Here is a 22,414-nt window from a genome sequence, read left to right on the forward strand (position 1 = left end):
TTGATTTACACAATAGAGTTGATAATAGTAGTGGAATGACCAGATTGGATGCAATCTTCTTATTTATATAACGATATATGGGTTTATATATAACTGCAGAATAAAGATATGCCCGGCGCAAAACCGGGCAATAAGTGATGAGAAATTAAAATAGTCCCAGCGGTTTATCTGAGTAGCTCACCAGCAGACATTTGGTTTGCTGATAATGCTCGAGCATCATCTTATGCGTCTCGCGCCCGATACCCGACTGCTTATAGCCACCGAATGCCGCATGGGCCGGGTAAGCATGGTAACAGTTGGTCCAAACACGCCCCGCCTGAATCCCACGGCCCATCTTGTACGCCAGATTTCCGTTACGGCTCCAGACGCCAGCGCCAAGCCCATATTGGGTGTCATTGGCGATTTCCAGCGCCTCTTCCATAGTTTTAAAGGTCGTGACGGCCAGCACGGGCCCGAAGATCTCTTCCTGGAAAACCCGCATGTTGTTCTTGCCAAACAGAATGGTTGGTTCGAGGTAATAACCTTCTTTTAAGTCGCCACCCAGTTGCTTGCGCCGCCCGCCGGTGAGAACATCAGCCCCTTCTTTCTTACCAATATCGATATAATTCAAAATGGTTTCCAGCTGACCATGCGAGACCTGTGCACCCATTTGCGTCACGCTGTCTAACGGGTTGCCGCTGCGAATACTCTCCACCCGGCGGATAGCTCTTTCCATAAAACGTTCGTAAATAGATTCCTGTACTAACGCACGGCTCGGACAGGTACACACTTCACCCTGATTGAAGGCAAACAGCGCGAAACCTTCCAGCGCTTTGTCAAAAAACGCATCTTCTTCATCCATCACATCAGCGAAGAAGATATTGGGCGATTTCCCACCCAGCTCCAGCGTGACGGGAATAATGTTCTGCGTGGCGTATTGCATGATCTGCTGCCCAACTTCCGTTGAGCCGGTAAACGCCACTTTCGCAATGCGCTTAGACGTCGCCAGATACTCACCGATTTCCCCACCCGCACCGTTTACCACGTTTACCACGCCTGGCGGGAGCAGATCGCCGATGACTTCCATCAGCAACAGCACGGACAGCGGCGTGAGGCGCGCGGGTTTAAGCACGACGCAGTTACCCGCCGCCAGCGCGGGCGCCATCTTCCAGCTGGCCATCAGCAGCGGGAAGTTCCACGGGATAATTTGCCCTACCACGCCAAGAGGTTCATGGAAGTGATAAGCCACGGTCTCGCTATCAACCTCGCTTATTCCCCCTTCCTGCGCACGAATACAGGAAGCGAAATAGCGGAAATGGTCAATCGCCAGCGGAACATCTGCCGCGCTGGTTTCGCGGATGGGCTTACCGTTATCCCAGGTTTCTGCCGTCGCCAGCAGTTCCAGGTTTTGCTCCATACGATCGGCGATTTTGAACAGTATCGCCGCCCTGTCCTGCACGGATGTCTGCGCCCACTTGTCTTTTACTTTGTGCGCGGCATCCAGTGCCAGATCGATATCCTTTTTGCCGGAAGAGGCCACTTCGCACAGTAATTGCCCGGTTACCGGCGTCAGGTTTTGGTAATACTCGCCGTCCACCGGGGCAACCCAGTCACCGCCGATAAAGTTATCGTATCGGGCTTTTAACTTCAGAGGGTAACCATACTCGCCGGGATAAATACGCGTTGAAGGGGGGTTATTGGTCATGACCGTCTCCTTGCTGTAGGGGTACTACAAGGGTAGACGGGGCTGGCGAATTATTCGCCAGCCATTTACTGCTTTACGACAGGTATCACGAATTACATAGCAGCTCGATAAATCGCCATGATTTCTTCATGAGTCGCCTGAATCGGGTTTGTGAAACCGCAGGCATCTTTCAGGGCATTGGTCGCCAGTACGGCAATATCCTCTTCCTTCACGTTCAACTCACGCAGACCGGCCGGGATATTCACTTTCTGCGCCAGTTCGCGGATCGCCGCGATGCAGGCTTCCGCCCCTTGCTCTGCGCTCAAGCCAGCAACGTCCACGCCCATTGCCGCAGCGCAATCACGCAGGCGAGCGGCAGCCACTTTGCTATTGAAGACCTGCACATGCGGCAGCAGCACTGCGTTACATACACCGTGCGGCAGATCGTAGAAGCCGCCCAACTGGTGCGCCATTGCGTGCACATAACCAAGAGAAGCGTTGTTAAAGGCCATGCCCGCGAGGAACTGCGCGTAAGCCATGGCTTCGCGCGCCTGAGCATTGCTGCCCTCTGCAACGGCGACCGGCAGGTTTTCCGCAATCATGGTGACCGCTTTCAACGCGCACGCATCGGTAATCGGCGTTGCAGCAATAGACACGTAGGCTTCAATGGCGTGGGTCAGCGCATCCATACCGGTTGCCGCTGTCAGGGACTTCGGCATGCCGACCATCAGCGAGGAGTCATTAACGGACAGCAGCGGCGTAACGTGCTTATCCACAATCGCCATTTTAATGTGGCGTACTTCATCGGTAATGATGCAGAAACGGGTCATTTCAGATGCCGTGCCCGCGGTGGTGTTAATGGCGATCATCGGCAGCTGTGGTTTTGCAGAACGGTCCACACCTTCGTAATCGCGAATATCACCGCCGTTAGCCGCCACCAGCGCAATGCCCTTCGCACAATCGTGCGGAGAACCGCCGCCGAGGGAAATAACGCTATCACATTCATTTTCTTTCAGTATGTGCAGGCCAGCAGCGACGTTACTGGTCGTGGGATTAGGATGCGTACCGTCGAAAATTACGCTGAAAATATCACGTTCCTGTAATGCTTTTTGAATCTCGCCAGCCATACCTAATTTTGTCAGCATGGCATCCGTGACAATCAGCGTACGACGAAAACCATATTCCGCCATTGTATTCATTGCGTCTTTTAATGAATCAGCGCCAATTACATTCACGGAAGGAATAAAAAATGTTGAAGCAGCCATTGTACGATCCTTAATTACTCTAAAGAGTCAGGAAGCATACGAGTGAAATATCCAACAAAATATGATCGTGGTTGTTATTTTAATAACACCCACAATTAAAAAGCACATTAGGTTCATAATCTAATGTGCTTATTTCAATCAATATTTATTTTGTATTAATTCATTTAATTCCTGAATTAATTGTTTCATTACTTTTCGGGAAACAACAAAGCATCGCGTAATAAATGATCATTTCCCCGTCGACGCGTAAAACCAATGCGGTCAAAATATTCCAGAATCTGGATAGCCAATTTGCGTCCAACGTTAAGCCTGTCGCGGAAATCGGCAGCACAAGTCGATCCTTTCTCCTGATCCAGTTCGCGGATCATATTGGCAAAGGCCACAATCCGATCGTTACGGTAATAGCGATCTTTGACGATCGCGGTGATGATGCCTTGCTGCGCTGCTTGTCGTAACGCCACACGCATCATCTGCTCATCTGTGCCCGTCTGTTTTGCCAAATCGCGCACCCACCACGGCTCATCGCCAAAAAGCGGTTCTGCTTTTTGCCAGATAGCCTGCTGCTCTTCGTTGAAACCGGCCTTATGATCCGGCAAATGCAGCCAGCCATGATGGCTATGGATGGCGCCGCTCTCACGCATCTTTTCAATCAGCAGCAGGACCAACGCTTCGTCTTCCATCGGCAAAGCCATACGGCGCAGGCGTTCTCGCCCAGGTCCTGGTTCATCACGGTGCTGCTCGTGGTACGTCGCCAGCGTATCAAGGACTTTCCGCTGCCAGCGCGCTGCAACGGCAGCATTCAACAGACTGTATCCCGCCTGAATAAAGCCATGCAGCTCAATCAACGGACGCATACCGTTGCCGTTGAGCTGACGCGCCCAGGCGAAGTCAGGAATATTCACCGCCCCGCGCGTCAGATGTAGCGCCAGAGCTTCGCCGTCACTCTGCACCTTCTCCAGTGCTGCCAGCCACTGCAAATATTCCGGCTTACGCTTCCCGCGACGCGGCGGATTGAGCGTTACCACGCGCGCGCCAGCCAGCGTCGTGCGGGCCGAAATATCGCGTAGCACCAGACGGTCGTTATCGGCGAGCCAGAGCGGTGTATCAAACACCAGTTCCGCCAGCGTCCCTTCAAGCAGGGAGATTCTCCCGGTGACGTGGCTGGCCGCGTGGTGAATATGCAGCGGTTGCCACTGCATCAGCGGCGCGGCATGCTCTAAAGAGACGATCACGCGGGTAAACGCCTCTGGCGGTGCATCGGAGAGCAGCCAGTCGCCGCGGTTAAGCTCTTCTTTTTGTGCATCACCAGCAATATTCAGCGCAATACGTTGCCCCGCCTGCGCGCGATCGGTGGCCTGATTTTGCGCATGCAAGCTACGTACGCGCATCGGTTTGTTGACGCCCGTGAGCCACAGCGTGTCACCAATAGTCACCTCTCCGCTAAGCGCCGTCCCGGTCACCACCAGACCCGCGCCTTTGACCGTAAAGGCACGGTCAATCGCCAGGCGAAAGCTGCAATCGCGGGCATGCTCGCGCGACGTTAATTGCTGTAAATGATCGCGCAGTTCTTCGATTCCACGACCTTCACTGGCCGCCGTCACGAACAGAACCGCATCGGCGAATCCATAGTTTTCAAGCGCAGTATGCACCTCAGTACGTACCGCGTTGATGCGATCGTCATCCACGCGATCGGCTTTCGTGAGCGCCACGGTGATCTGCGGATTGCCCGTCAGTTGCAGAATTTGCAAATGCTCACGCGTTTGCGCCATCACGCCGTCATCACACGCCACCACCAGCAGCGCATGGTCGATCCCGCCGACACCCGCCAGCATGTTGGACAAAAACTTTTCGTGTCCGGGAACATCGATAAATCCCAGAATCCTTCCGTCCGGCTGCGGCCAGTAGGCATAACCGAGATCGATGGTCATGCCGCGCTTTTTTTCTTCCGGCAAACGGTCGGCATTCACGCCGGTAATCGCCTGTAATAACGTTGTTTTTCCGTGGTCAACGTGTCCGGCGGTTGCAATAATCATTTCAGCATCATCTCCATAAACCGGGTCTCGTCCTCAAGGCAGCGCAGATCCAGCCATAAGCGACCATCATAAATTCGCCCAATGATCGGCACAGGCAGCGCACGCCAACGGGCGGCCAGTGCTTCGAGGCGGCTACCGCGCCCGTCATGTGGCGTAAAGGTTAATGCCGCGCTGGGCAGCCTATCAACAGGTAGCGAACCGCTGCCTATCTGCGATAAACAAGGCATAACGTTCAGGGCGAATTCGTCGCCGTAATGATCAGCAAGCCGTGCCTGTAATTGTTGTGCCTGCGCGTGGACAGCCTCCTGCGAGCGGGTGAGCTGGCGTAACGTCGGCAACTTCGCTGCCAGCGCTTCCGGGTGCAGGTAGAGCCGCAGCGTCGCTTCCAGCGCAGCCAGCGTCATTTTATCAGCCCGTAATGCACGTTTCAGCGGATGGCTCTGTAAGCGCGCGATCATCTCTTTTTTACCGACAATAATCCCTGCCTGCGGCCCTCCCAGTAATTTATCGCCAGAGAAGCTCACCAGGCTAACGCCAGCGGCAATCAGCTGTTGCGGCATCGGCTCCTGCGGTAATCCATACTGGCTGAGATCGACCAGCGAGCCGCTGCCGAGATCCGCCACTACCGGAACATCCAGCTCCTTGCCAATAGTGGCCAGCTCTGCCTCATCCACCGACTTCGTAAAGCCTTCGATGCTGTAATTACTGGTATGCACTTTCATCAGCAGACCGGTGTTTTCATTTACCGCCTGACGATAATCTTTCGTGTGGGTCCGGTTGGTGGTACCCACTTCGCGCAGAATACATCCGGCCTGACACATCACGTCCGGAATACGAAATGCGCCGCCAATTTCTACCAGTTCTCCACGTGAAACGACCACCTCTTTGCCGTTAGCCGTGGCCGCCAGCATCAGCAAAACTGCTGCCGCATTGTTATTGACGATACAGGCGTCTTCCGCCCCCGTCAGACGGCAGAGTAAATCCGCCAGGGCCCGATCCCGATGTCCACGCCCGGCATCATCCAGGCTGTATTCCAGCGTCACCGGCGTGCGCATCGCCTGCACCACCGCCTCGATCGCTTCTTCGGCCTGCGATGCGCGACCAAGATTGGTATGCAGCACCGTTCCGGTCAGGTTAATCACCGGACGCAGCGCACTTTGCGATTCTCGTTCCAGCCGGGCGCAGGCCTCTTGCGCCCAGTCCTCACACCATGCCGGGAGCGCGTGCGTGTCGCGAATAGCTTCTCTGGCTTCGTCGAGCATGTGACGCAGCAGGTCAACCACCCGGGTATGACCGTGAGACTCACGTAAAGCTGGGAAGGCGCTATCGCGCAATAAACGATCGATAGCAGGAAGCTGGCTGTAGAGTGAACGCATGTCGGTTGTCATGAAAGGGCCTGGCTGTTGGTGGCCCTCTCCACCGTGGAGAGGGATATCGATATAGGAAGGATTGTACCGTGACTTTGCTTAGGCGAGTATAATGTGTATCAAGCCTTTGGCGGTTCCGTACGGGCAAAACTTTCGCGTTGAAAGAGCGTTTCCACCAGTTTGACCAGACGCGGGCGATCAACACACCAGCCGGGCGCAACCCGACGGAAATTGAGATAACCGACGGCACAGGCAATCGCAATGGTTGCCAGGTTAACCGTATCCGTTTTCAGCGTACCCTCCGCCAGATAACCTTCCAGCATATCCAGACTACGGGTAATCTTTTCTCGCTGGCGTAACAGTTCGGTTTCTGACTGCTGTGCGACGGGGCGAGCCTGTTCGCGTACCGAGACTAAACCGGCATCCATAATGCCATCGGCCAGCGCTTCCAACTGGCGTACCTTCAGCGCCGCCAGTGGTTCACGCGGCAGCATCGCTGGCGCAATATCCAGCAGTTCTATGTATTCCGCGATGATCGGAGAGTCAAACCAGTACTCGCCCTCATCGGTAACCAACGCGGGCACTTTTCCTAACGGGTTATAGCGTGCCACGCCGTTATCTGCGTTATAGGGGAGTTCATTCACAAATTCGAAGGTGATGCCCTTTTCCAGTAACAGAATAGAAATTTTACGCACAAAAGGGCTGGTATAGCTGCCAATGAGTTTCATGCCGGGTCCTTTTTGCCAACAAAAATATCAGTATGGCTCAGGTCAGTGCAAATGGCAGGTGATGACGGTCTCAATGATCCAAATAAAGGTAATGCATCCAGCTGGTCATGCGCAGCAGCACTTTACGCATCACTGAAACGTGAGCGAAATGGTCGGAATAGACCGCCACCTGGGCATAGATACCGTCCGGTAGCGCATCCACATCGGCATTGGGAGCCAGCTCAATCGTGGCCAGCACGCCATCGGTACCGGGCAACACCGTTAAGGACTGTAATGCTCCCTGCGCCTGATAAGAACCGCCCGGAACAACCGGCAGAATGCTGGTGAGCTTGCCGGAGAATACCTGGCCTGGCAGCGCGTTGAAGACCACTTCCGCTTCATCACCCGGTTTAAGGCGCAGCAACGAATTCTGGCGGAATTGCGCCACGATTTGCCGTTTTTGTTCCGGAATAAATACCATCACCGGGCGCAGAGGCAGCGCGGCGGCATAGGTCCCGGGCCGGATAAGCACCTGCGTTACATAACCGTTGCTGGGCGCACGTACGATAGTCTGTTCAAGATTGTATTTGGCTTCAGCGAGCTGGGCGCGCAGAGACGCAACCTGAGATTGCTCTCCATTGACCATACTGTCTAACTGGCTCTGAATCTGCGTCTGTTCAGCAACAGAGCCTTTGACCAGCGCATCCTGCGCCAGATAGTTTTGCCGGGCATTGTCGATGTCGCTTTCAGAGAATGGATTAACCTTCGCCTGACTACCCTTCAAATAGCGTTGATAATCTTTATACAGGCGATCTCGTTCAGCGGAAACGCGGGTGGTATTGGCTACGGCTTCAGACAGCTGCGCTTTCATATTGTCGATGTTGTGCGTAGCGGTCACCAGGTCGGCCTGCAGCCTGTCGACCCGCGCCTGATAACGAACGGGATCGAGTTTAAATAACACCTCGCCTTTTTTAATCAGCTGATTATTTTTATCTGTCACCTCACTAACAATTCCGGTGACCTGTGGGGTAACAGGAATTGAAATAACCGCCTTTTGCGCCGTAAAGGTATACGGGTGGTTATAGTTCATTAATAAAATGAGTCCCGCCACAATAAACACCCCACCTAATGCGGCGGTAGCAAGCGTCCATTGATTTACCGGAATACGGAATATTTTAAAAATGGCCCAGGCGAATGCCACATAGGTCAGGACAATCAACAAGTCCATGATCAAATCTCCGGAAAGGTGGAGTTATCGTTTTTTTTGTCCCCATCCAGTCTATTTTCCAACTGGGTGATGCGCGCGGCCAGCGCGGCAATTGCAGGGTCAGGTTCCTTCCCGGACGGCGTGATGTGTGACTGCATTCCCCAGCCTCGTTCTGGCTGATAGAGCGTGGCCCAGATCCACAGGAAGGGCCAAATAACATGCAGCGTAAATAAGCTCACCCAACCCGCCGTATGGATGGCATCGGCATGGGGATGGTTGCGCTTCTTAGCCATGTTATAGGGAATATCATGGATAGCGATGATTCCGTAAAACAGAACCAGAAAAACGAAGATCAGCACACCTAACGCGAAATAGTTTAGAAACATACCCGCCTCGTATTCACGCTAATCAGAGCTTTCAATTGCAGGCAGCCGAAAGGAGTCATGGCTGGTAATTTGAACATAATTGCAGTTAGTCATTTCCGCCATACCACCAGGGTATAAATTTTCAGGTTGATGGCTTGCGGGGTAGTTGCAAGAAATAGTTGATGAAACAGAATCCGCTCCAGATCACACCAGGAGAAATCCAGACAAATATTTATTGCGAAGTAGATCACAAATACCCAACAAACAGCCAAAGCAAAAACGTGAACAACTTCACACTTAACGCCCATTTTTAGCCAACTCTTGACCTGTGATGTTTTTTTGTACCGATATTTTGTGATGAAAATCACATTAACTAACGCCACACACCCTATATTTACGTGACAAACGTCACACAAAAAGCCGTCGACTGGACAGTTGAACGATTCAGTGCCAGATTTCGCAGTATCTACAGGGTCCGGCTACCTCCTGCCGCTACATTAACAAATCTCGGGCTTTAAGCCTGCGCGACAGCAAACATAAGAAGGGGTGTTTTTATGTCATCCGATATTAAGATCAAAGTGCAAAGCTTTGGTCGATTCCTCAGTAACATGGTGATGCCAAATATCGGCGCGTTTATCGCGTGGGGTATTATCACCGCATTATTCATTCCGACAGGGTGGTTGCCGAACGAAACGCTGGCGAAGCTTGTCGGCCCAATGATCACCTATCTGCTGCCGCTGCTGATCGGTTATACCGGTGGTAAGCTGGTTGGCGGCGAGCGTGGCGGCGTGGTGGGCGCTATCACCACCATGGGCGTTATCGTCGGTGCCGATATGCCAATGTTCCTCGGCGCGATGATCGCAGGTCCGCTGGGCGGCTGGGCTATCAAACATTTCGACAACTGGGTAGACGGTAAGATCAAGTCCGGTTTTGAGATGCTGGTGAATAACTTCTCCGCAGGCATCATCGGGATGATCCTCGCCATTCTGGCATTCCTTGGCATTGGCCCATTGGTTGAAGCACTGTCCAAAATCCTGGCGGCAGGCGTTAACTTCATGGTTGTCCATGACATGCTGCCGCTGGCGTCTATCTTCGTTGAACCGGCGAAAATCCTGTTCCTCAACAACGCCATCAACCACGGTATTTTCTCACCGCTGGGTATTCAGCAGTCCCACGAGATGGGCAAATCCATCTTCTTCCTGATTGAAGCTAACCCGGGTCCGGGTATGGGCGTTCTGCTGGCATACATGTTCTTCGGTCGCGGCAGCGCTAAGCAGTCCGCAGGCGGCGCGGCTATCATCCACTTCCTGGGTGGTATCCACGAAATTTACTTCCCGTACGTGCTGATGAACCCGCGTCTGATCCTGGCCGTTATCCTCGGCGGTATGACTGGCGTATTTACCCTGACTATCCTGAACGGCGGTCTGGTTTCTCCGGCTTCTCCGGGTTCTATCCTGGCCGTGCTGGCAATGACGCCGAAGGGGGCTTACTTCGCGAACATCGCTGCTATCTGTGCCGCAATGGCTGTCTCCTTTGTCGTCTCAGCCATTCTGCTGAAAACCAGCAAAGTGAAAGAAGATGATGACATTGATGCCGCAACTCGTCGTATGCACGACATGAAAGCGGAATCCAAAGGTGCATCTCCGCTGGCGGCTGGCGACGTGACTAACGACCTGAGCCATGTGCGTAAAATCATCGTTGCCTGCGATGCGGGTATGGGCTCCAGCGCCATGGGGGCGGGCGTACTGCGCAAGAAAGTGCAAGATGCCGGTCTGTCTCAGATTTCCGTCACCAACAGCGCGATTAACAATCTGCCGCCGGATGTCGATCTGGTCATTACCCACCGTGACCTGACCGAACGTGCGATGCGCCAGGTGCCTCAGGCGCAACACATTTCGCTGACCAACTTCCTCGACAGCGGCCTGTACGCCAGCCTGACCGAACGTCTGGTTGCTGCACAGCGCCACAACGTGAACGAAGAGAAAGTCCGCGATCACCTGAAAGACAGCTTTGAAGAGGGTGATACCCACCTGTTCAAACTGGGTGCGGAGAATATCTTCCTCGGCCGTAAAGCCACTAACAAAGAAGAAGCGATTCGCTTTGCCGGTGAGCAACTGGTGAAAGGCGGCTACGTTGAGCCAGAATACGTCGAGGCGATGCTGGACCGCGAAAAACTAACCCCGACTTACCTCGGTGAGTCCATCGCAGTGCCGCACGGTACGGTTGAAGCCAAAGACCGCGTGCTGAAAACCGGAGTGGTGTTCTGCCAGTACCCGGAAGGCGTGCGCTTCGGTGAAGAAGAAGACGACATTGCCCGCCTGGTCATTGGTATCGCCGCACGTAACAATGAACATATCCAGGTGATCACCAGCCTGACCAACGCTCTGGATGACGAATCCGTGATCGAACGTCTGGCCCATACCACCAGCGTGGATGAAGTTCTGGAACTGCTGGCAGGTAAAAAAGCTTAACCATTAAGTATCTCCAAAATAGTTCGAGCTGCAGAAAGGCGGCAACGCAGCGAATCCCCAGGAGCGTACATAAGTACGTGACTGGGGTGAGCGAGGAGAGCCAACGCATCTGCAGTTCGAAATATGAAGGCGATATCCTCTCCCTTGTGGAGAGGGTTAGGTTGAGGGAAACGCCTCACCCCAGCCCTCTTGGGTAAAAACATTAATGAAGGTTAATACTATGAAAGCATTACATTTTGGCGCAGGTAATATCGGTCGTGGCTTTATCGGCAAACTGCTGGCGGACGCGGGGATACAACTGACGTTCGCGGATGTAAACCAGGTCGTGCTCGATGCCCTGAATGCCCGTCATAGCTATCAGGTTCATGTGGTGGGTGAAAACGAGCAGGTTGATACCGTTTCCGGCGTCAACGCCGTGAGCAGCATCGGCGATGACGTTGTCGACCTGATTGCCCACGTAGATTTAGTCACTACCGCCGTCGGTCCGGTCGTGCTTGAGCGTATCGCTCCGGCCATCGCCAAAGGGCTGGTTAAACGCAAGGCGCAGGGCATCGCCACTCCGCTGAATATTATCGCCTGTGAAAACATGGTGCGCGGAACCACCCAGTTGAAAGGCCACGTTATGAACGCGCTGGCAGATGAAGACAAATCCTGGGTTGAAGAACATGTTGGCTTCGTCGATTCCGCCGTGGACCGCATTGTTCCCCCTTCGGCTTCTGCGACCAACGATCCGCTGGAAGTCACCGTCGAAACCTTCAGTGAGTGGATTGTCGACAAAACACAGTTCAAAGGCGAACTGCCTGACATCCCGGGAATGGAATTAACTGATAACCTGATGGCATTTGTCGAACGTAAACTCTTCACGCTGAACACCGGGCATGCTATAACCGCGTACCTCGGAAAATTGACCGGTCATCAGACCATCCGGGACGCGATTCTCGACGAGAAAATCCGTGCAGTGGTAAAAGGTGCGATGGAAGAGAGCGGCGCGGTACTGATCAAACGCTATGGCTTTGATGCAGCAAAACATGCGGCATACATTCAGAAAATCCTCGGTCGCTTTGAAAACCCGTATCTGAAAGATGACGTTGAGCGCGTGGGTCGTCAGCCGCTGCGTAAACTGAGCGCGGGCGATCGTCTGATTAAACCGCTGCTGGGCACGCTGGAGTATGGCCTGCCGCACGCGAATCTGGTCACCGGTATTGCTGCAGCGATGCATTATCGCAGTGAAGAAGATCCGCAGGCCCAGGAACTGGCCGCGCTGATTGACGAAAAAGGTCCACAGGCCGCGCTGGCACAGGTTTCCGGTCTGGATGCCAACAGTGATGTGGTGGCGGAGGCGGTTAACGCATATAACGCAACCAAATGATAGAGAATGTGGCGCAGGTCAGCCTGCGCCCAAATGACAGATTGTCAGATATGCAGGCAATAATGGAACAAACGCAGGCCTTTGAAAATCGTGTGCTTGAGCGTCTGAATGCTGGCAAAACCGTACGCAGCTTCCTCATCACCGCCGTAGAACTGCTCACCGAAGCGGTGAATATCCTTGTGCTTCAGGTATTTCGCAAAGACGACTATGCGGTAAAATATGCCGTAGAACCCCTGCTCGACGGCGACGGTCCACTGGGCGATCTTTCCGTTCGTCTGAAGCTAATTTACGGTCTGGGCGTACTCAGCCGGCCAGAATATGAAGATGCGGAGCTTCTGATGGCGCTGCGGGAAGAGTTAAACCATGACGGTAATGAATACGCGTTCACCGACGACGAAATTCTTGGCCCGTTTGGCGAACTCCACTGCGTGACGGCACTCCCGCCGCCACCGCAGTTTGATACCTCAGACTCAGGTTTGCACGCAATGCAGATTCAGCGCTACCAGCAGATGGTACGCTCCACGATGGTACTTTCCCTGACCGAGCTGATTTCTAAAATCAGCTTAAAAAAAGCCTTTCAAAAATAAGACCCTGCAGGCTTACTTCTCTTCCTGCTGCGGTCGATACAGCTGCCGATAATACGCCAGACGTTGCAGATACAGCTGCGCATTCTCCTGCGGTATTTCAGTAGGGACAACGTTGCGCGGTGGTGTTTTATTCAGATATTCGCGAAAAGCCTGGCTTGAAGCCATAAAATCGACCGTCTTATCAATAAGGGCCGAAACGTTCTCACCTATTTTCGCCATAATCTTCCCTCCTCCATGTATTAACCGCGCTCAGCCTGCGCGGTTGCTCATTTAAGTTTAGGATCGGTTGGGCGATTATATTGAGGAAAACGTGCTTCACTATGAACCCGTCAATAAAAAGCACTACGGCCGACCTTATCACTTAAAATTCCTTATTAATCAAAATAGTAGTATTTTCATTAGCTGAATAATACTTGCAACATTTGATTATTTATCTTCGATTAGTTGTGAATAATCCCGCTCTGCGCGCATACTATAGGATATTCATCCTATTTTTATCAGAAGCTATCCTATGAAAGAAGTCGAAAAAAACGAAATTAAACGCCTGAGCGATCGTCTGGACGCTATCCGCCACCAGCAGGCAGACCTGTCCCTGGTTGAAGCCGCCGACAAATATGCCGAGCTGGAGCAAGAGAAAGAAACGCTGGAAACCGAGATCGCGCGTCTGCGTGACGTCCACGGCCAGAAGCTGAGCAAAGAAGCGCAAAAGCTGGCGAAACTTCCTTTCCGTCGTGCTATCACCAAAAAAGAACAGGCCGACATGGGCAAGCTGAAGAAGAGCGTGCGCGGCCTGATCGTCGTTCACCCGATGACCGAGCTTGGCCGTGAAATGGGCCTGAAAGAGATGACGGGCTTCGCGAAGAGCGAGTTCTGATCTCCCACCGGGCAACATTCGCTTGCCCGGTCCTTCCCTTCCCCTCGCAATTGGCCCTACCAATTTTAGCCAGATCCTACCAGCACCTCACATTTCATTAAAATGTGCGTACAATACCGTTGCCAATAAATAACATTTGATTAACCATTCATTGTCATTACCCCTACACAACAATATTGGCAGGGCCACTTTTACACATAATGTGACCAGGAGATGAGCACAGACTCATTCCATTATGTCGGCGGCCCCAGGAGACCTGCAATGAATCTCTGGCAACAGAACTACGACCCGGCCGGTAACATCTGGCTTTCCAGTCTGATCGCATCGCTCCCTATCCTGTTCTTTTTCTTCGCCCTGATTAAGCTCAAGCTGAAAGGCTATGTTGCGGCGTCATGGACGGTGGTGATCGCTCTGACGGTCGCCCTGCTGTTTTACAAAATGCCGGTCGATCACGCTCTGGCTTCCGTGGTGTACGGCTTCTTCTATGGTTTGTGGCCAATTGCCTGGATCATTATCGCCGCGGTATTCGTCTATAAAATCTCGGTGAAAACCGGGCAGTTCGACATCATCCGCTCCTCAATACTCTCGATTACCCCGGACCAACGTCTGCAAATGCTGATTGTCGGTTTCTCCTTTGGCGCATTCCTCGAAGGGGCGGCAGGATTTGGCGCTCCGGTAGCGATTACCGCCGCACTGCTGGTTGGTCTGGGCTTTAATCCTCTGTACGCGGCAGGTTTGTGTCTGATCGTAAACACCGCTCCGGTCGCTTTTGGCGCAATGGGCATTCCGATTCTGGTTGCCGGTCAGGTTACCGGGCTGGATAGCTTCGAGATTGGTCAGATGGTGGGCCGTCAGTTACCGTTCCTGACCATTATCGTGTTGTTCTGGATTATGGCGATTATGGATGGCTGGCGCGGCGTAAAAGAGACCTGGCCTGCGGTGATGGTCGCTGGCGGCTCGTTTGCTATCGCGCAGTACCTCAGCTCTAACTTTATCGGGCCAGAACTGCCAGACATTATCTCGTCTCTGGTTTCGCTGGTCTGCCTGACGCTGTTCCTGAAACGCTGGCAGCCGGTACGCATCTTCCGCTTTGGCGATATGGGCGCTTCACAGGTCGATCAGACGCTGGCTCGCACCCACTATACCGCTGGACAGGTGGTCCGCGCCTGGTCTCCGTTCCTGTTCCTGACCGCCACCGTCACGCTGTGGAGCGTACCGCCGTTTAAAGCGCTGTTTGCGCCAGGCGGCGCGATGTACCACTGGGTGGTCAATATTCCGGTTCCGTACCTCGATAAGCTGGTTGCCCGTATGCCGCCGGTCGTACACGAAGCCACAGCCTACGCGGCGGTGTATAAATTTGACTGGTTCTCCGCAACCGGTACCGCGATTTTGTTTGCCGCCCTGCTGTCTATCGTCTGGTTGAAGATGAAACCGTCCGCAGCGCTGCAGACTTTTGGCAGCACGCTGAAAGATCTGGCATTACCTATTTACTCCATCGGAATGGTGCTGGCATTCGCGTTTATCTCAAACTACTCCGGGCTTTCATCAACCCTGGCGTTGGCCCTGGCACACACCGGCAGCGCGTTTACCTTCTTCTCACCGTTCCTCGGCTGGCTGGGGGTATTTCTGACCGGGTCCGACACCTCATCAAACGCACTGTTTGCCGCCCTGCAGGCTACGGCTGCTCAGCAAATCGGCGTTTCGGATGTTCTGATGGTGGCGGCAAATACCACCGGCGGCGTGACCGGCAAGATGATCTCGCCGCAATCTATCGCTATCGCCTGTGCGGCAGTGGGATTAGTGGGGAAAGAGTCTGACCTGTTCCGCTTTACCGTGAAACACAGCCTGATTTTCACCTGCATGGTGGGTGTGATTACCACGCTGCAGGCCTATGTCTTAACCTGGATGATTCCATGATAGTGATGCCCAGACGCCTGTCAGACGAAGTCGCATCTCGTGTGCGGGCGCTGATTGAAGAACAACAGCTGGAGGCGGGCATGAAGTTGCCCGCTGAGCGCCAACTGGCCGTACAGCTCGGCGTATCGCGTAACTCGCTGCGCGAGGCGTTAGCAAAGCTGGTCAGTGAAGGCGTACTGATTAGCCGTCGTGGCGGCGGGACGTTTATCCGCTGGCAGCATGAGGCCTGGTCTGAACAAAACATCGTTCAGCCGCTGAAAACCCTGCTGGCGGACGATCCTGATTACAGTTTCGATATTCTGGAGGCCCGCCACGCCATCGAAGCCAGTACCGCCTGGCACGCAGCCATGCGGGCCACCGCCGCGGATAAAGAGAAAATCAGGCTCTGTTTCGAGGCCACGCAAAGCGAAGATCCGGATCTCGCCTCGCAGGCTGACGTTCGTTTTCATCTCGCCATTGCGGAAGCCTCACACAACGTGGTGCTGTTGCAGACCATGCGCGGTTTCTTCGACGTCCTGCAGTCTTCGGTAAAACAGAGCCGCCAACGTATGTACCTGGTACCGCCCGTATTTTCTCAACTGACGGCGCAGCATCAGGCCGTGCTGGACGCCATTGTTGCCGGGGATGCCGACGGGGCGCGTAAGGCCATGATGGCGCACCTCAGTTTTGTCCACACCACAATTAAACGATTTGATGAAGATCAGGCCCGTCAGGCGCGTATTACTCGCCTGCCCGGTGATCCTAGTGAGAATAGCAGGGAGAACAACACATGATTATTTCAGCAGCCAGCGACTATCGCGCCGCAGCCCAGCGCATCCTGCCCCCCTTCTTGTTCCACTATATTGACGGCGGGGCGTATGCCGAGCACACCTTGCGCCGTAACGTGGCAGACCTGTCAGAGGTGGCGCTGCGCCAGCGCGTACTGAAGAATATGTCCGACCTGAGCCTGGAAACAAAGCTGTTCAACGAAACACTCTCCATGCCGGTAGCCCTCGCGCCTGTCGGCTTGTGCGGCATGTACGCACGCCGGGGCGAGGTTCAGGCCGCCGCCGCCGCTGATGCCAAAGGCATTCCGTTTACGCTTTCCACAGTGTCCGTATGTCCGATTGAAGAAGTCGCCCCGACCATCAAGCGTCCGATGTGGTTCCAGCTGTATGTTCTGCGCGATCGCGGTTTTATGCGTAACGCACTGGAGCGCGCCAAAGCGGCGGGTTGCTCCACGCTGGTCTTTACCGTCGATATGCCAACGCCTGGCGCACGCTACCGTGATGCCCATTCCGGTATGAGCGGTCCAAATGCGGCACTGCGCCGCTACTGGCAAGCAGTCACTCATCCACAGTGGGCATGGGACGTGGGTCTGAACGGTCGCCCGCATGATTTAGGCAATATTTCGACTTATCTGGGCAAACCCACTGGCCTTGAAGATTACATCGGCTGGCTGGCGAATAACTTCGATCCGTCGATTTCCTGGAAAGACCTCGAGTGGATCCGCGAATTCTGGGATGGTCCGATGGTGATCAAAGGGATCCTCGATCCTGAAGATGCCCGCGACGCCGTACGCTTTGGCGCAGATGGCATCGTTGTCTCTAACCACGGTGGCCGTCAGTTAGATGGCGTGCTGTCTTCAGCTCGTGCGCTGCCCGCCATTGCCGATGCGGTGAAAGGCGATATTGCCATTCTGGCTGATAGCGGGATCCGCAATGGTCTGGACGTTGTACGCATGATAGCGCTGGGCGCGGATAGCGTGCTGCTGGGGCGTGCTTATCTGTACGCGCTGGCGACTCACGGCCAGGCCGGTGTGGCGAATCTGCTGAACCTGATCGAGAAAGAGATGAAGGTGGCGATGACCCTGACCGGTGCGAAGTCGATTAGCGAAATCAGCCGTGATTCGCTGGTACAGGAACTGGGTAAGAGCCTGCCTGCCGCGCTGGCACCTTTGGTCCAGGGTAGCGCAGCGTAACAACATCCCCGTAAACCCCATTTTCTGAATGGTCGGTCTGTTTTCAGCCCGACCATTTTTTATCCAAAAATAACGACTAGTTAACATTTACAACCAATATATTTGACAACTTTTTATCCACCTGCCAAATGTATAGACAAGCTAATACAACAGCATTTTATACATATAACAACCATCATAACGGGCGAGGGTGACATGGCTTATTCCGGAAAAGTGAATATCCAGCAGGCGATAGATGACAGTGCTTTTTCGCGCTTCCACTGGGTCATTATTGTCCTGGGTTTTCTGGTTTTAGCCATTGACGGCTTCGATACGGCGGCGATGGGCTATATTGCCCCCACGCTTTCAGCCGACTGGGGCATCAAGAAACAAGATCTTGGACCGGTGTTAAGCGCCGCGCTATTGGGCCTCTCATTTGGTGCCCTGCTGGCCGGACCGATCTCCGATCGTATGGGTCGTAAGCGCGTCCTGGTCTTTTCCTGTCTGTTCTTTGGCCTCGCCAGTCTGGGAACCGCCTATGCCCAGACGCTGAATATGCTCACGTTTTGGCGCTTTCTCACCGGGCTTGGGCTTGGCGCGGCAATGCCCAATGCCATCACCCTGGTGTCAGAATTCGCCCCGAAACGCTGTCGTTCAATGGCGATTAACACCATGTACTGTGGCTTTCCATTAGGGGCTGCGGGCGGCGGCGTGATCTCCTCCTGGCTGATCCCCAACTACGGCTGGCACAGTGTTCTGCTTGCTGGTGCGATCGCCCCACTGGTCCTCACCGTACTGTTGGTGCTGTTCCTGCCGGAGTCGGTTAAGTATCTGGTTCACCGCGGTAAAGGGGTTGCACAGATCAAACGCATTGCTCAACGCTTTATGTCGGGAAGTCTGGAACAGGTTACCCAGTTTTATCTGGATGAAGACCGTATCACGGTCAAAAAAAGCAGCGTGGCACAGTTATTTAGTATGCCCTGGCTGCCGGGTACGCTGATGCTCTGGATGACCTACTTTATGGGGCTGGTTATCTATTACGTGCTGCTGAGCTGGATGCCAACGCTGATGCTGGGAATGGGGTATCCGCTGGCCGAATCCGCCTGGCTGACATCGCTGTTTACCTTTGGCGGTACGGCGGGGATCCTGCTGGCCGGTTGGTTAATGGACCGCAGGGAAGCCCATAAAGTGGTCTCACTCGGCTTTATTCTGACGATGCTGTTTGCCCTCGCTCTCGGGTTTGAACATAACCACATCATCTTGTTCGGCGCACTGATCTTCCTGATGGGGATTACCATGAACGGCGCGCAGTCCGGGCTGCAGACGCTGGCCGCCACGTTTTATCCAACCCACTGCCGTGCGACGGGCATTGCCTGGATGCAGGGCGTGGGCCGCTTCGGCGGCGTAGCCGGAACGATGATGAGCGCCCAGTTGCTTTCCCTGCAATGGCAGGCAGACAGTATCTTAATGTTCCTCAGCCTTCCGGCCCTGGTCGCTGCTGCCGCGACAATTTACAAGCTGCAACGCTATAAACCGCACGCGCTGACCGTCGCATAGTACCCGCTCTTTCTGCTATTCTGCCCCCCGTTATCAAGGGGGCAGTATGCTTAACATCGTTTTATTCGAACCAGAAATCCCGCCAAATACCGGCAATATTATCCGTCTTTGCGCCAACACCGGCTTTCGTCTGCATATTATAGAGCCAATGGGCTTTACCTGGGACGACAAGCGCCTGCGTCGCGCGGGGCTGGATTACCATGAATTTACCGCCGTGCTGCGCCACTCTGATTACGCCGCCTTCGTCGCCGCAGAACATCCGCAGCGCCTGTTTGCTCTGACCACCAAAGGTACGCCAGCGCATAGCGCGGTATGCTATCAGGACGGGGATTATCTGATGTTTGGTCCGGAAACACGCGGTCTGCCAGCCAGCATCCTTGACGCGCTGCCGGCCGAACAAAAAATTCGTATTCCGATGATGCCAGACAGTCGCAGCATGAACCTGTCAAATGCGGTGTCGGTGGTGGTGTATGAGGCCTGGCGCCAGCTAGGGTATCCGGGCGCGGTACTGCGTAGCTGATGATTGTTGGATGGCGGCTAGCGCCTGATCCGACCTACATTAATTTGATGAAATTCATTTCGAGCGTTATCGGCGCAGACAGATTGAACACGGACTGCGCGCAGTCACCGGAGCGTACACGCAGTCCGTAAGGATGACGAGCACAGCTCAGGTTCAATCTGCCAGGTAAGATAGCTCGAAATCAGATACCATCTCCATACTCAAAAGTATGATGTATCCCGTTGAAATGCTGATCCATATCCATGGACGGCTTATCGCTGTCAGGCTTACCGACGATGCGTGCCGGAACGCCTGCTGCAGTGGTATGCGGGGGTACCGGCTGTAAAACGACGGAACCTGCGCCAATCTTCGCGCCGCGCCCGACTTCAATGTTACCGAGAATTTTTGCTCCCGCGCCAATCATCACGCCTTCACGAATTTTCGGATGGCGGTCACCGCCGGCTTTACCGGTCCCGCCCAGCGTGACGGATTGCAAAATAGAGACGTCGTTTTCAATCACGGCAGTTTCACCGACCACAATACCTGTGGCGTGATCGAGCATAATCCCACGGCCAATTTTTGCCGCCGGGTGAATGTCTACCTGGAAGCTAACGGACACCTGATTTTGCAGGAAGATCGCCAGCGCCTGACGTCCCTGATGCCACAGCCAGTGACCGATACGGTAGGCCTGAAGCGCATGAAAGCCCTTCAGATACAGAAGTGGGGTGGAATATTTATCGACAGCCGGATCACGCGTGCGTACCGCCTGAATATCACAGGCCGCTGAGGCAATCATTTCAGGATCGGCCGCGTAGGCCTCTTCCACGACTTCGCGAATGGCAATGGCGGGCATGATCGGGGAAGCGAGTTTATTCGCCAGCATATAGCTCAGCGCACTACCGAGGTTTTCATGCTTGAGCAGCGTTGCGTGATAAAAACTGGCCAGCATTGGCTCACATTCCGCCAGTGCCCGGGCTTCCGCTTTAATGTTTTTCCAGACGATATCCAGTTCTTCACACGGCATTGCGTACTCCAGAAGGTAGCAAAACGACCGACCCGTTCTTCGCGGGTCGGGTCGTTATATTCAACAGTTCCTTACAGCTAGTGGCGACTCAGCTCGTCCCTGCGTGCACGGCCTAATAACGTCAATGCTGCCTCGCGCGCGTTTTTTCCGCAATACAATACTTGATAAATTTCCTCGGTTATTGGCATCTCAACACCAAAACGGTGCGCCAATTCACGAACTTCTTTCGTATTGCGGTAGCCTTCAACCACCTGACCAATCTTGTCCTGCGCCCCCTGCACGTCCATCCCCTGGCCGAGCATCATGCCAAAACGACGGTTACGCGACTGGTTGTCGGTACAGGTCAGCACCAGATCGCCTAAACCCGCCATCCCCATAAAGGTGGCAGGATCGGCACCCAACGCCGCGCCAAGACGAGACATTTCGGTCAGTCCACGAGTGATCAATGCGGTTCGCGCATTCGCGCCGAAACCGATGCCGTCAGACATACCCGCGCCAATCGCAATGACGTTTTTCACCGCGCCGCCAAGCTGCACGCCAATGAAATCCGGATTGCTGTAAACGCGGAAGCTCTTGCCACAGTGCAGCAACTGCTGGAGATCGTCAGCAAAGGTGTCGTCCGTCGAGGCCAGAGAAATCGCCGTCGGCATGCCCGCCGCCAGCTCTTTGGCGAACGTCGGACCGGAGATAACCGCCAGTGGAATAGAATTCCCCAGCGCTTCACGCGCGACGTCCTGCAGCAGGCGTCCCGTTTCCGCTTCCAGACCCTTTGTCGCCCAGACCAGACGCGCGTCAGGACGCATCAGCGGTTTGATGTTGCGCAGCACTTCGCCAAAGACGTGGCTCGGCACCACCACCAGAATATTACGACTGGCGGCCAGTGCAGTGGCTAAATCACTTTCCAGGCGCAGCGTTTCGGGAAAAGGCACATCAGGGAGGAACGCGACGTTGCAGCGATCGTGCTCGAGGGTCGCGATATGTTTCGGATCATGGCCCCACAGGACAACCTGATGGCCATTTCTTGCCAGGGTGATGGCAAGAGCGGTGCCGTACGAGCCGGCACCAATCACAGTCATTGAAGCATTACTTTGGTTCATCAGGCATCCTGATGTTCTTCAGTACCTTCGCCAGCCTGCTGCTGTAAATAGTTCATGAACAGCGCATCAAAGTTGACCGGCGCAAGGTTCAGTTGCGGGAATGTACCGCGGGAAACCAGGCTGGTGATGCATTCGCGGGCATACGGGAACAGAATGTTCGGGCAGTATGCACCAAGACAATGCGCCATCTGAGTCCCTTCAATACCACTGATGGAGAAAATACCGCCCTGCTGAACTTCACACAGGAACGCAGTTTCTTCACCCAGAGAAGCCGTAACGGTGACACGCAGCACTACTTCATACACATCATCTGCCAGTTGGGTAGATGCGGTATCAAGATCCAGTTTAACCTCTGGCTGCCAATCTTTCTGGAAAACATGTGGTGCATTTGGCGCTTCGAAAGACACATCCTTGGTATAAATACGTTGGATCTGGAAAGCCATTTCAGTGTTATTTTGTTCTGACATGTTGAG

General features: G+C 54.1%; 20 protein-coding genes. 9 read left to right on the forward strand and 11 right to left on the reverse strand.

The features are described 5' to 3' along the window. Window positions 1-145: 145 nt before the first annotated feature. The 7 genes from aldB to HV334_RS23690 form a co-directional block, all read right to left on the reverse strand. Window positions 146-1,684: an aldehyde dehydrogenase AldB gene (gene aldB, locus HV334_RS23660; protein ID WP_047359014.1), complete on the reverse strand. Its 1,539-nt coding sequence runs from the start codon at window positions 1,682-1,684 to the stop codon at window positions 146-148. A 92-nt stretch (window positions 1,685-1,776) separates the two neighbouring features. Beyond that, window positions 1,777-2,928 (reverse strand): L-threonine dehydrogenase, encoded by a 1,152-nt coding sequence (gene yiaY / locus HV334_RS23665; protein WP_151222231.1) that lies wholly within the window; start codon window positions 2,926-2,928, stop codon window positions 1,777-1,779. A 188-nt stretch (window positions 2,929-3,116) separates the two neighbouring features. Further along, window positions 3,117-4,961: a selenocysteine-specific translation elongation factor gene (gene selB, locus HV334_RS23670; protein WP_049282798.1), complete on the reverse strand. Its 1,845-nt coding sequence runs from the start codon at window positions 4,959-4,961 to the stop codon at window positions 3,117-3,119. Next, window positions 4,958-6,349 carry an L-seryl-tRNA(Sec) selenium transferase gene (gene selA, locus HV334_RS23675; RefSeq protein WP_016154951.1) on the reverse strand — a complete coding sequence of 464 codons (1,392 nt, stop codon included), beginning with the start codon at window positions 6,347-6,349 and terminating at the stop codon, window positions 4,958-4,960. Before selA ends, selB begins: the two co-directional genes overlap by 4 nt. Before the next feature lie 98 nt (window positions 6,350-6,447). Further along, a complete protein-coding gene (locus tag HV334_RS23680) occupies window positions 6,448-7,056 on the reverse strand; it encodes a glutathione S-transferase (RefSeq protein WP_046275795.1) in 609 nt (202 codons plus the stop codon). A 70-nt stretch (window positions 7,057-7,126) separates the two neighbouring features. Next, complete coding sequence (locus HV334_RS23685; protein WP_142418064.1) at window positions 7,127-8,263, reverse strand: HlyD family secretion protein; 1,137 nt, start codon at window positions 8,261-8,263, stop codon at window positions 7,127-7,129. A 2-nt stretch (window positions 8,264-8,265) separates the two neighbouring features. Further along, window positions 8,266-8,628: a DUF3302 domain-containing protein gene (locus HV334_RS23690; RefSeq protein WP_181220974.1), complete on the reverse strand. Its 363-nt coding sequence runs from the start codon at window positions 8,626-8,628 to the stop codon at window positions 8,266-8,268. A 533-nt stretch (window positions 8,629-9,161) separates the two neighbouring features. Between HV334_RS23690 and mtlA the strand changes: the two genes are divergently transcribed. The 3 genes from mtlA to mtlR all read left to right on the forward strand — a co-directional run bounded on the left by mtlA (window position 9,162) and on the right by mtlR (window position 13,034). Beyond that, window positions 9,162-11,078: a PTS mannitol transporter subunit IICBA gene (gene mtlA / locus HV334_RS23695; protein WP_016154956.1), complete on the forward strand. Its 1,917-nt coding sequence runs from the start codon at window positions 9,162-9,164 to the stop codon at window positions 11,076-11,078. Between the two features lie 220 nt (window positions 11,079-11,298). After that, window positions 11,299-12,447, forward strand: a complete 1,149-nt coding sequence (gene mtlD / locus HV334_RS23700) for a mannitol-1-phosphate 5-dehydrogenase (protein WP_016154957.1) — start codon at window positions 11,299-11,301, stop codon at window positions 12,445-12,447. After that, complete coding sequence (mtlR, locus tag HV334_RS23705) at window positions 12,444-13,034, forward strand: mannitol operon repressor MtlR (RefSeq protein WP_005120486.1); 591 nt, start codon at window positions 12,444-12,446, stop codon at window positions 13,032-13,034. Before mtlD ends, mtlR begins: the two co-directional genes overlap by 4 nt. Window positions 13,035-13,046: 12 nt before the next feature. Here the strand turns inward: mtlR and HV334_RS23710 are convergent, their stop codons facing one another. After that, window positions 13,047-13,253 carry a hypothetical protein gene (locus HV334_RS23710; RefSeq protein ID WP_016154958.1) on the reverse strand — a complete coding sequence of 69 codons (207 nt, stop codon included), beginning with the start codon at window positions 13,251-13,253 and terminating at the stop codon, window positions 13,047-13,049. A 292-nt stretch (window positions 13,254-13,545) separates the two neighbouring features. On the opposite strand from HV334_RS23710, the gene HV334_RS23715 reads away from it, so the two are divergent. The 6 genes from HV334_RS23715 to trmL all read left to right on the forward strand — a co-directional run bounded on the left by HV334_RS23715 (window position 13,546) and on the right by trmL (window position 19,841). Then, complete coding sequence (locus HV334_RS23715) at window positions 13,546-13,908, forward strand: YibL family ribosome-associated protein (RefSeq protein WP_016154959.1); 363 nt, start codon at window positions 13,546-13,548, stop codon at window positions 13,906-13,908. 261 nt (window positions 13,909-14,169) lie between these two features. Further along, the gene (lldP, locus tag HV334_RS23720) at window positions 14,170-15,825 is read left to right on the forward strand and encodes an L-lactate permease (RefSeq protein ID WP_016154960.1); all 1,656 of its coding nucleotides are present in this window, start codon (window positions 14,170-14,172) and stop codon (window positions 15,823-15,825) included. Beyond that, window positions 15,822-16,598, forward strand: coding sequence for a transcriptional regulator LldR (gene lldR, locus HV334_RS23725; RefSeq protein ID WP_181220975.1), 777 nt, complete (start codon window positions 15,822-15,824; stop codon window positions 16,596-16,598). The genes lldP and lldR overlap by 4 nt, the downstream gene beginning before the upstream one ends. Further along, window positions 16,595-17,785 (forward strand): FMN-dependent L-lactate dehydrogenase LldD, encoded by a 1,191-nt coding sequence (lldD, locus tag HV334_RS23730; RefSeq protein WP_103767005.1) that lies wholly within the window; start codon window positions 16,595-16,597, stop codon window positions 17,783-17,785. Before lldR ends, lldD begins: the two co-directional genes overlap by 4 nt. Window positions 17,786-17,980: 195 nt before the next feature. Next, window positions 17,981-19,321, forward strand: a complete 1,341-nt coding sequence (locus HV334_RS23735; RefSeq protein WP_181220976.1) for an aromatic acid/H+ symport family MFS transporter — start codon at window positions 17,981-17,983, stop codon at window positions 19,319-19,321. A gap of 46 nt (window positions 19,322-19,367) precedes the next feature. Then, complete coding sequence (gene trmL / locus HV334_RS23740; RefSeq protein WP_049042808.1) at window positions 19,368-19,841, forward strand: tRNA (uridine(34)/cytosine(34)/5-carboxymethylaminomethyluridine(34)-2'-O)-methyltransferase TrmL; 474 nt, start codon at window positions 19,368-19,370, stop codon at window positions 19,839-19,841. 181 nt (window positions 19,842-20,022) lie between these two features. Here the strand turns inward: trmL and cysE are convergent, their stop codons facing one another. The 3 genes from cysE to secB all read right to left on the reverse strand — a co-directional run bounded on the left by cysE (window position 20,023) and on the right by secB (window position 22,408). Further along, a complete protein-coding gene (cysE, locus tag HV334_RS23745; protein WP_016154965.1) occupies window positions 20,023-20,844 on the reverse strand; it encodes a serine O-acetyltransferase in 822 nt (273 codons plus the stop codon). 77 nt (window positions 20,845-20,921) lie between these two features. Continuing rightward, a complete protein-coding gene (gene gpsA / locus HV334_RS23750) occupies window positions 20,922-21,941 on the reverse strand; it encodes an NAD(P)H-dependent glycerol-3-phosphate dehydrogenase (RefSeq protein ID WP_016154966.1) in 1,020 nt (339 codons plus the stop codon). Continuing rightward, window positions 21,941-22,408 (reverse strand): protein-export chaperone SecB, encoded by a 468-nt coding sequence (gene secB, locus HV334_RS23755; RefSeq protein ID WP_003024155.1) that lies wholly within the window; start codon window positions 22,406-22,408, stop codon window positions 21,941-21,943. Before secB ends, gpsA begins: the two co-directional genes overlap by 1 nt. Window positions 22,409-22,414: the final 6 nt, after the last annotated feature.

It is taken from the genome of Citrobacter sp. RHBSTW-00944, from assembly GCF_013615435.1.
Taxonomy (GTDB): Bacteria; Pseudomonadota; Gammaproteobacteria; order Enterobacterales; family Enterobacteriaceae; genus Citrobacter; species Citrobacter braakii.

Coding starts and splice junctions, on each gene's coding strand:
- aldB (WP_047359014.1), bottom strand. CDS start 1,684: ATGACCAATAACCCCCCTTCAACGCGTATTTATCCCGGCGAGTATGGT.
- yiaY (WP_151222231.1), bottom strand. CDS start 2,928: ATGGCTGCTTCAACATTTTTTATTCCTTCCGTGAATGTAATTGGCGCT.
- selB (WP_049282798.1), bottom strand. CDS start 4,961: ATGATTATTGCAACCGCCGGACACGTTGACCACGGAAAAACAACGTTA.
- selA (WP_016154951.1), bottom strand. CDS start 6,349: ATGACAACCGACATGCGTTCACTCTACAGCCAGCTTCCTGCTATCGAT.
- HV334_RS23680 (WP_046275795.1), bottom strand. CDS start 7,056: ATGAAACTCATTGGCAGCTATACCAGCCCTTTTGTGCGTAAAATTTCT.
- HV334_RS23685 (WP_142418064.1), bottom strand. CDS start 8,263: ATGGACTTGTTGATTGTCCTGACCTATGTGGCATTCGCCTGGGCCATT.
- HV334_RS23690 (WP_181220974.1), bottom strand. CDS start 8,628: ATGTTTCTAAACTATTTCGCGTTAGGTGTGCTGATCTTCGTTTTTCTG.
- mtlA (WP_016154956.1), top strand. CDS start 9,162: ATGTCATCCGATATTAAGATCAAAGTGCAAAGCTTTGGTCGATTCCTC.
- mtlD (WP_016154957.1), top strand. CDS start 11,299: ATGAAAGCATTACATTTTGGCGCAGGTAATATCGGTCGTGGCTTTATC.
- mtlR (WP_005120486.1), top strand. CDS start 12,444: ATGATAGAGAATGTGGCGCAGGTCAGCCTGCGCCCAAATGACAGATTG.
- HV334_RS23710 (WP_016154958.1), bottom strand. CDS start 13,253: ATGGCGAAAATAGGTGAGAACGTTTCGGCCCTTATTGATAAGACGGTC.
- HV334_RS23715 (WP_016154959.1), top strand. CDS start 13,546: ATGAAAGAAGTCGAAAAAAACGAAATTAAACGCCTGAGCGATCGTCTG.
- lldP (WP_016154960.1), top strand. CDS start 14,170: ATGAATCTCTGGCAACAGAACTACGACCCGGCCGGTAACATCTGGCTT.
- lldR (WP_181220975.1), top strand. CDS start 15,822: ATGATAGTGATGCCCAGACGCCTGTCAGACGAAGTCGCATCTCGTGTG.
- lldD (WP_103767005.1), top strand. CDS start 16,595: ATGATTATTTCAGCAGCCAGCGACTATCGCGCCGCAGCCCAGCGCATC.
- HV334_RS23735 (WP_181220976.1), top strand. CDS start 17,981: ATGGCTTATTCCGGAAAAGTGAATATCCAGCAGGCGATAGATGACAGT.
- trmL (WP_049042808.1), top strand. CDS start 19,368: ATGCTTAACATCGTTTTATTCGAACCAGAAATCCCGCCAAATACCGGC.
- cysE (WP_016154965.1), bottom strand. CDS start 20,844: ATGCCGTGTGAAGAACTGGATATCGTCTGGAAAAACATTAAAGCGGAA.
- gpsA (WP_016154966.1), bottom strand. CDS start 21,941: ATGAACCAAAGTAATGCTTCAATGACTGTGATTGGTGCCGGCTCGTAC.
- secB (WP_003024155.1), bottom strand. CDS start 22,408: ATGTCAGAACAAAATAACACTGAAATGGCTTTCCAGATCCAACGTATT.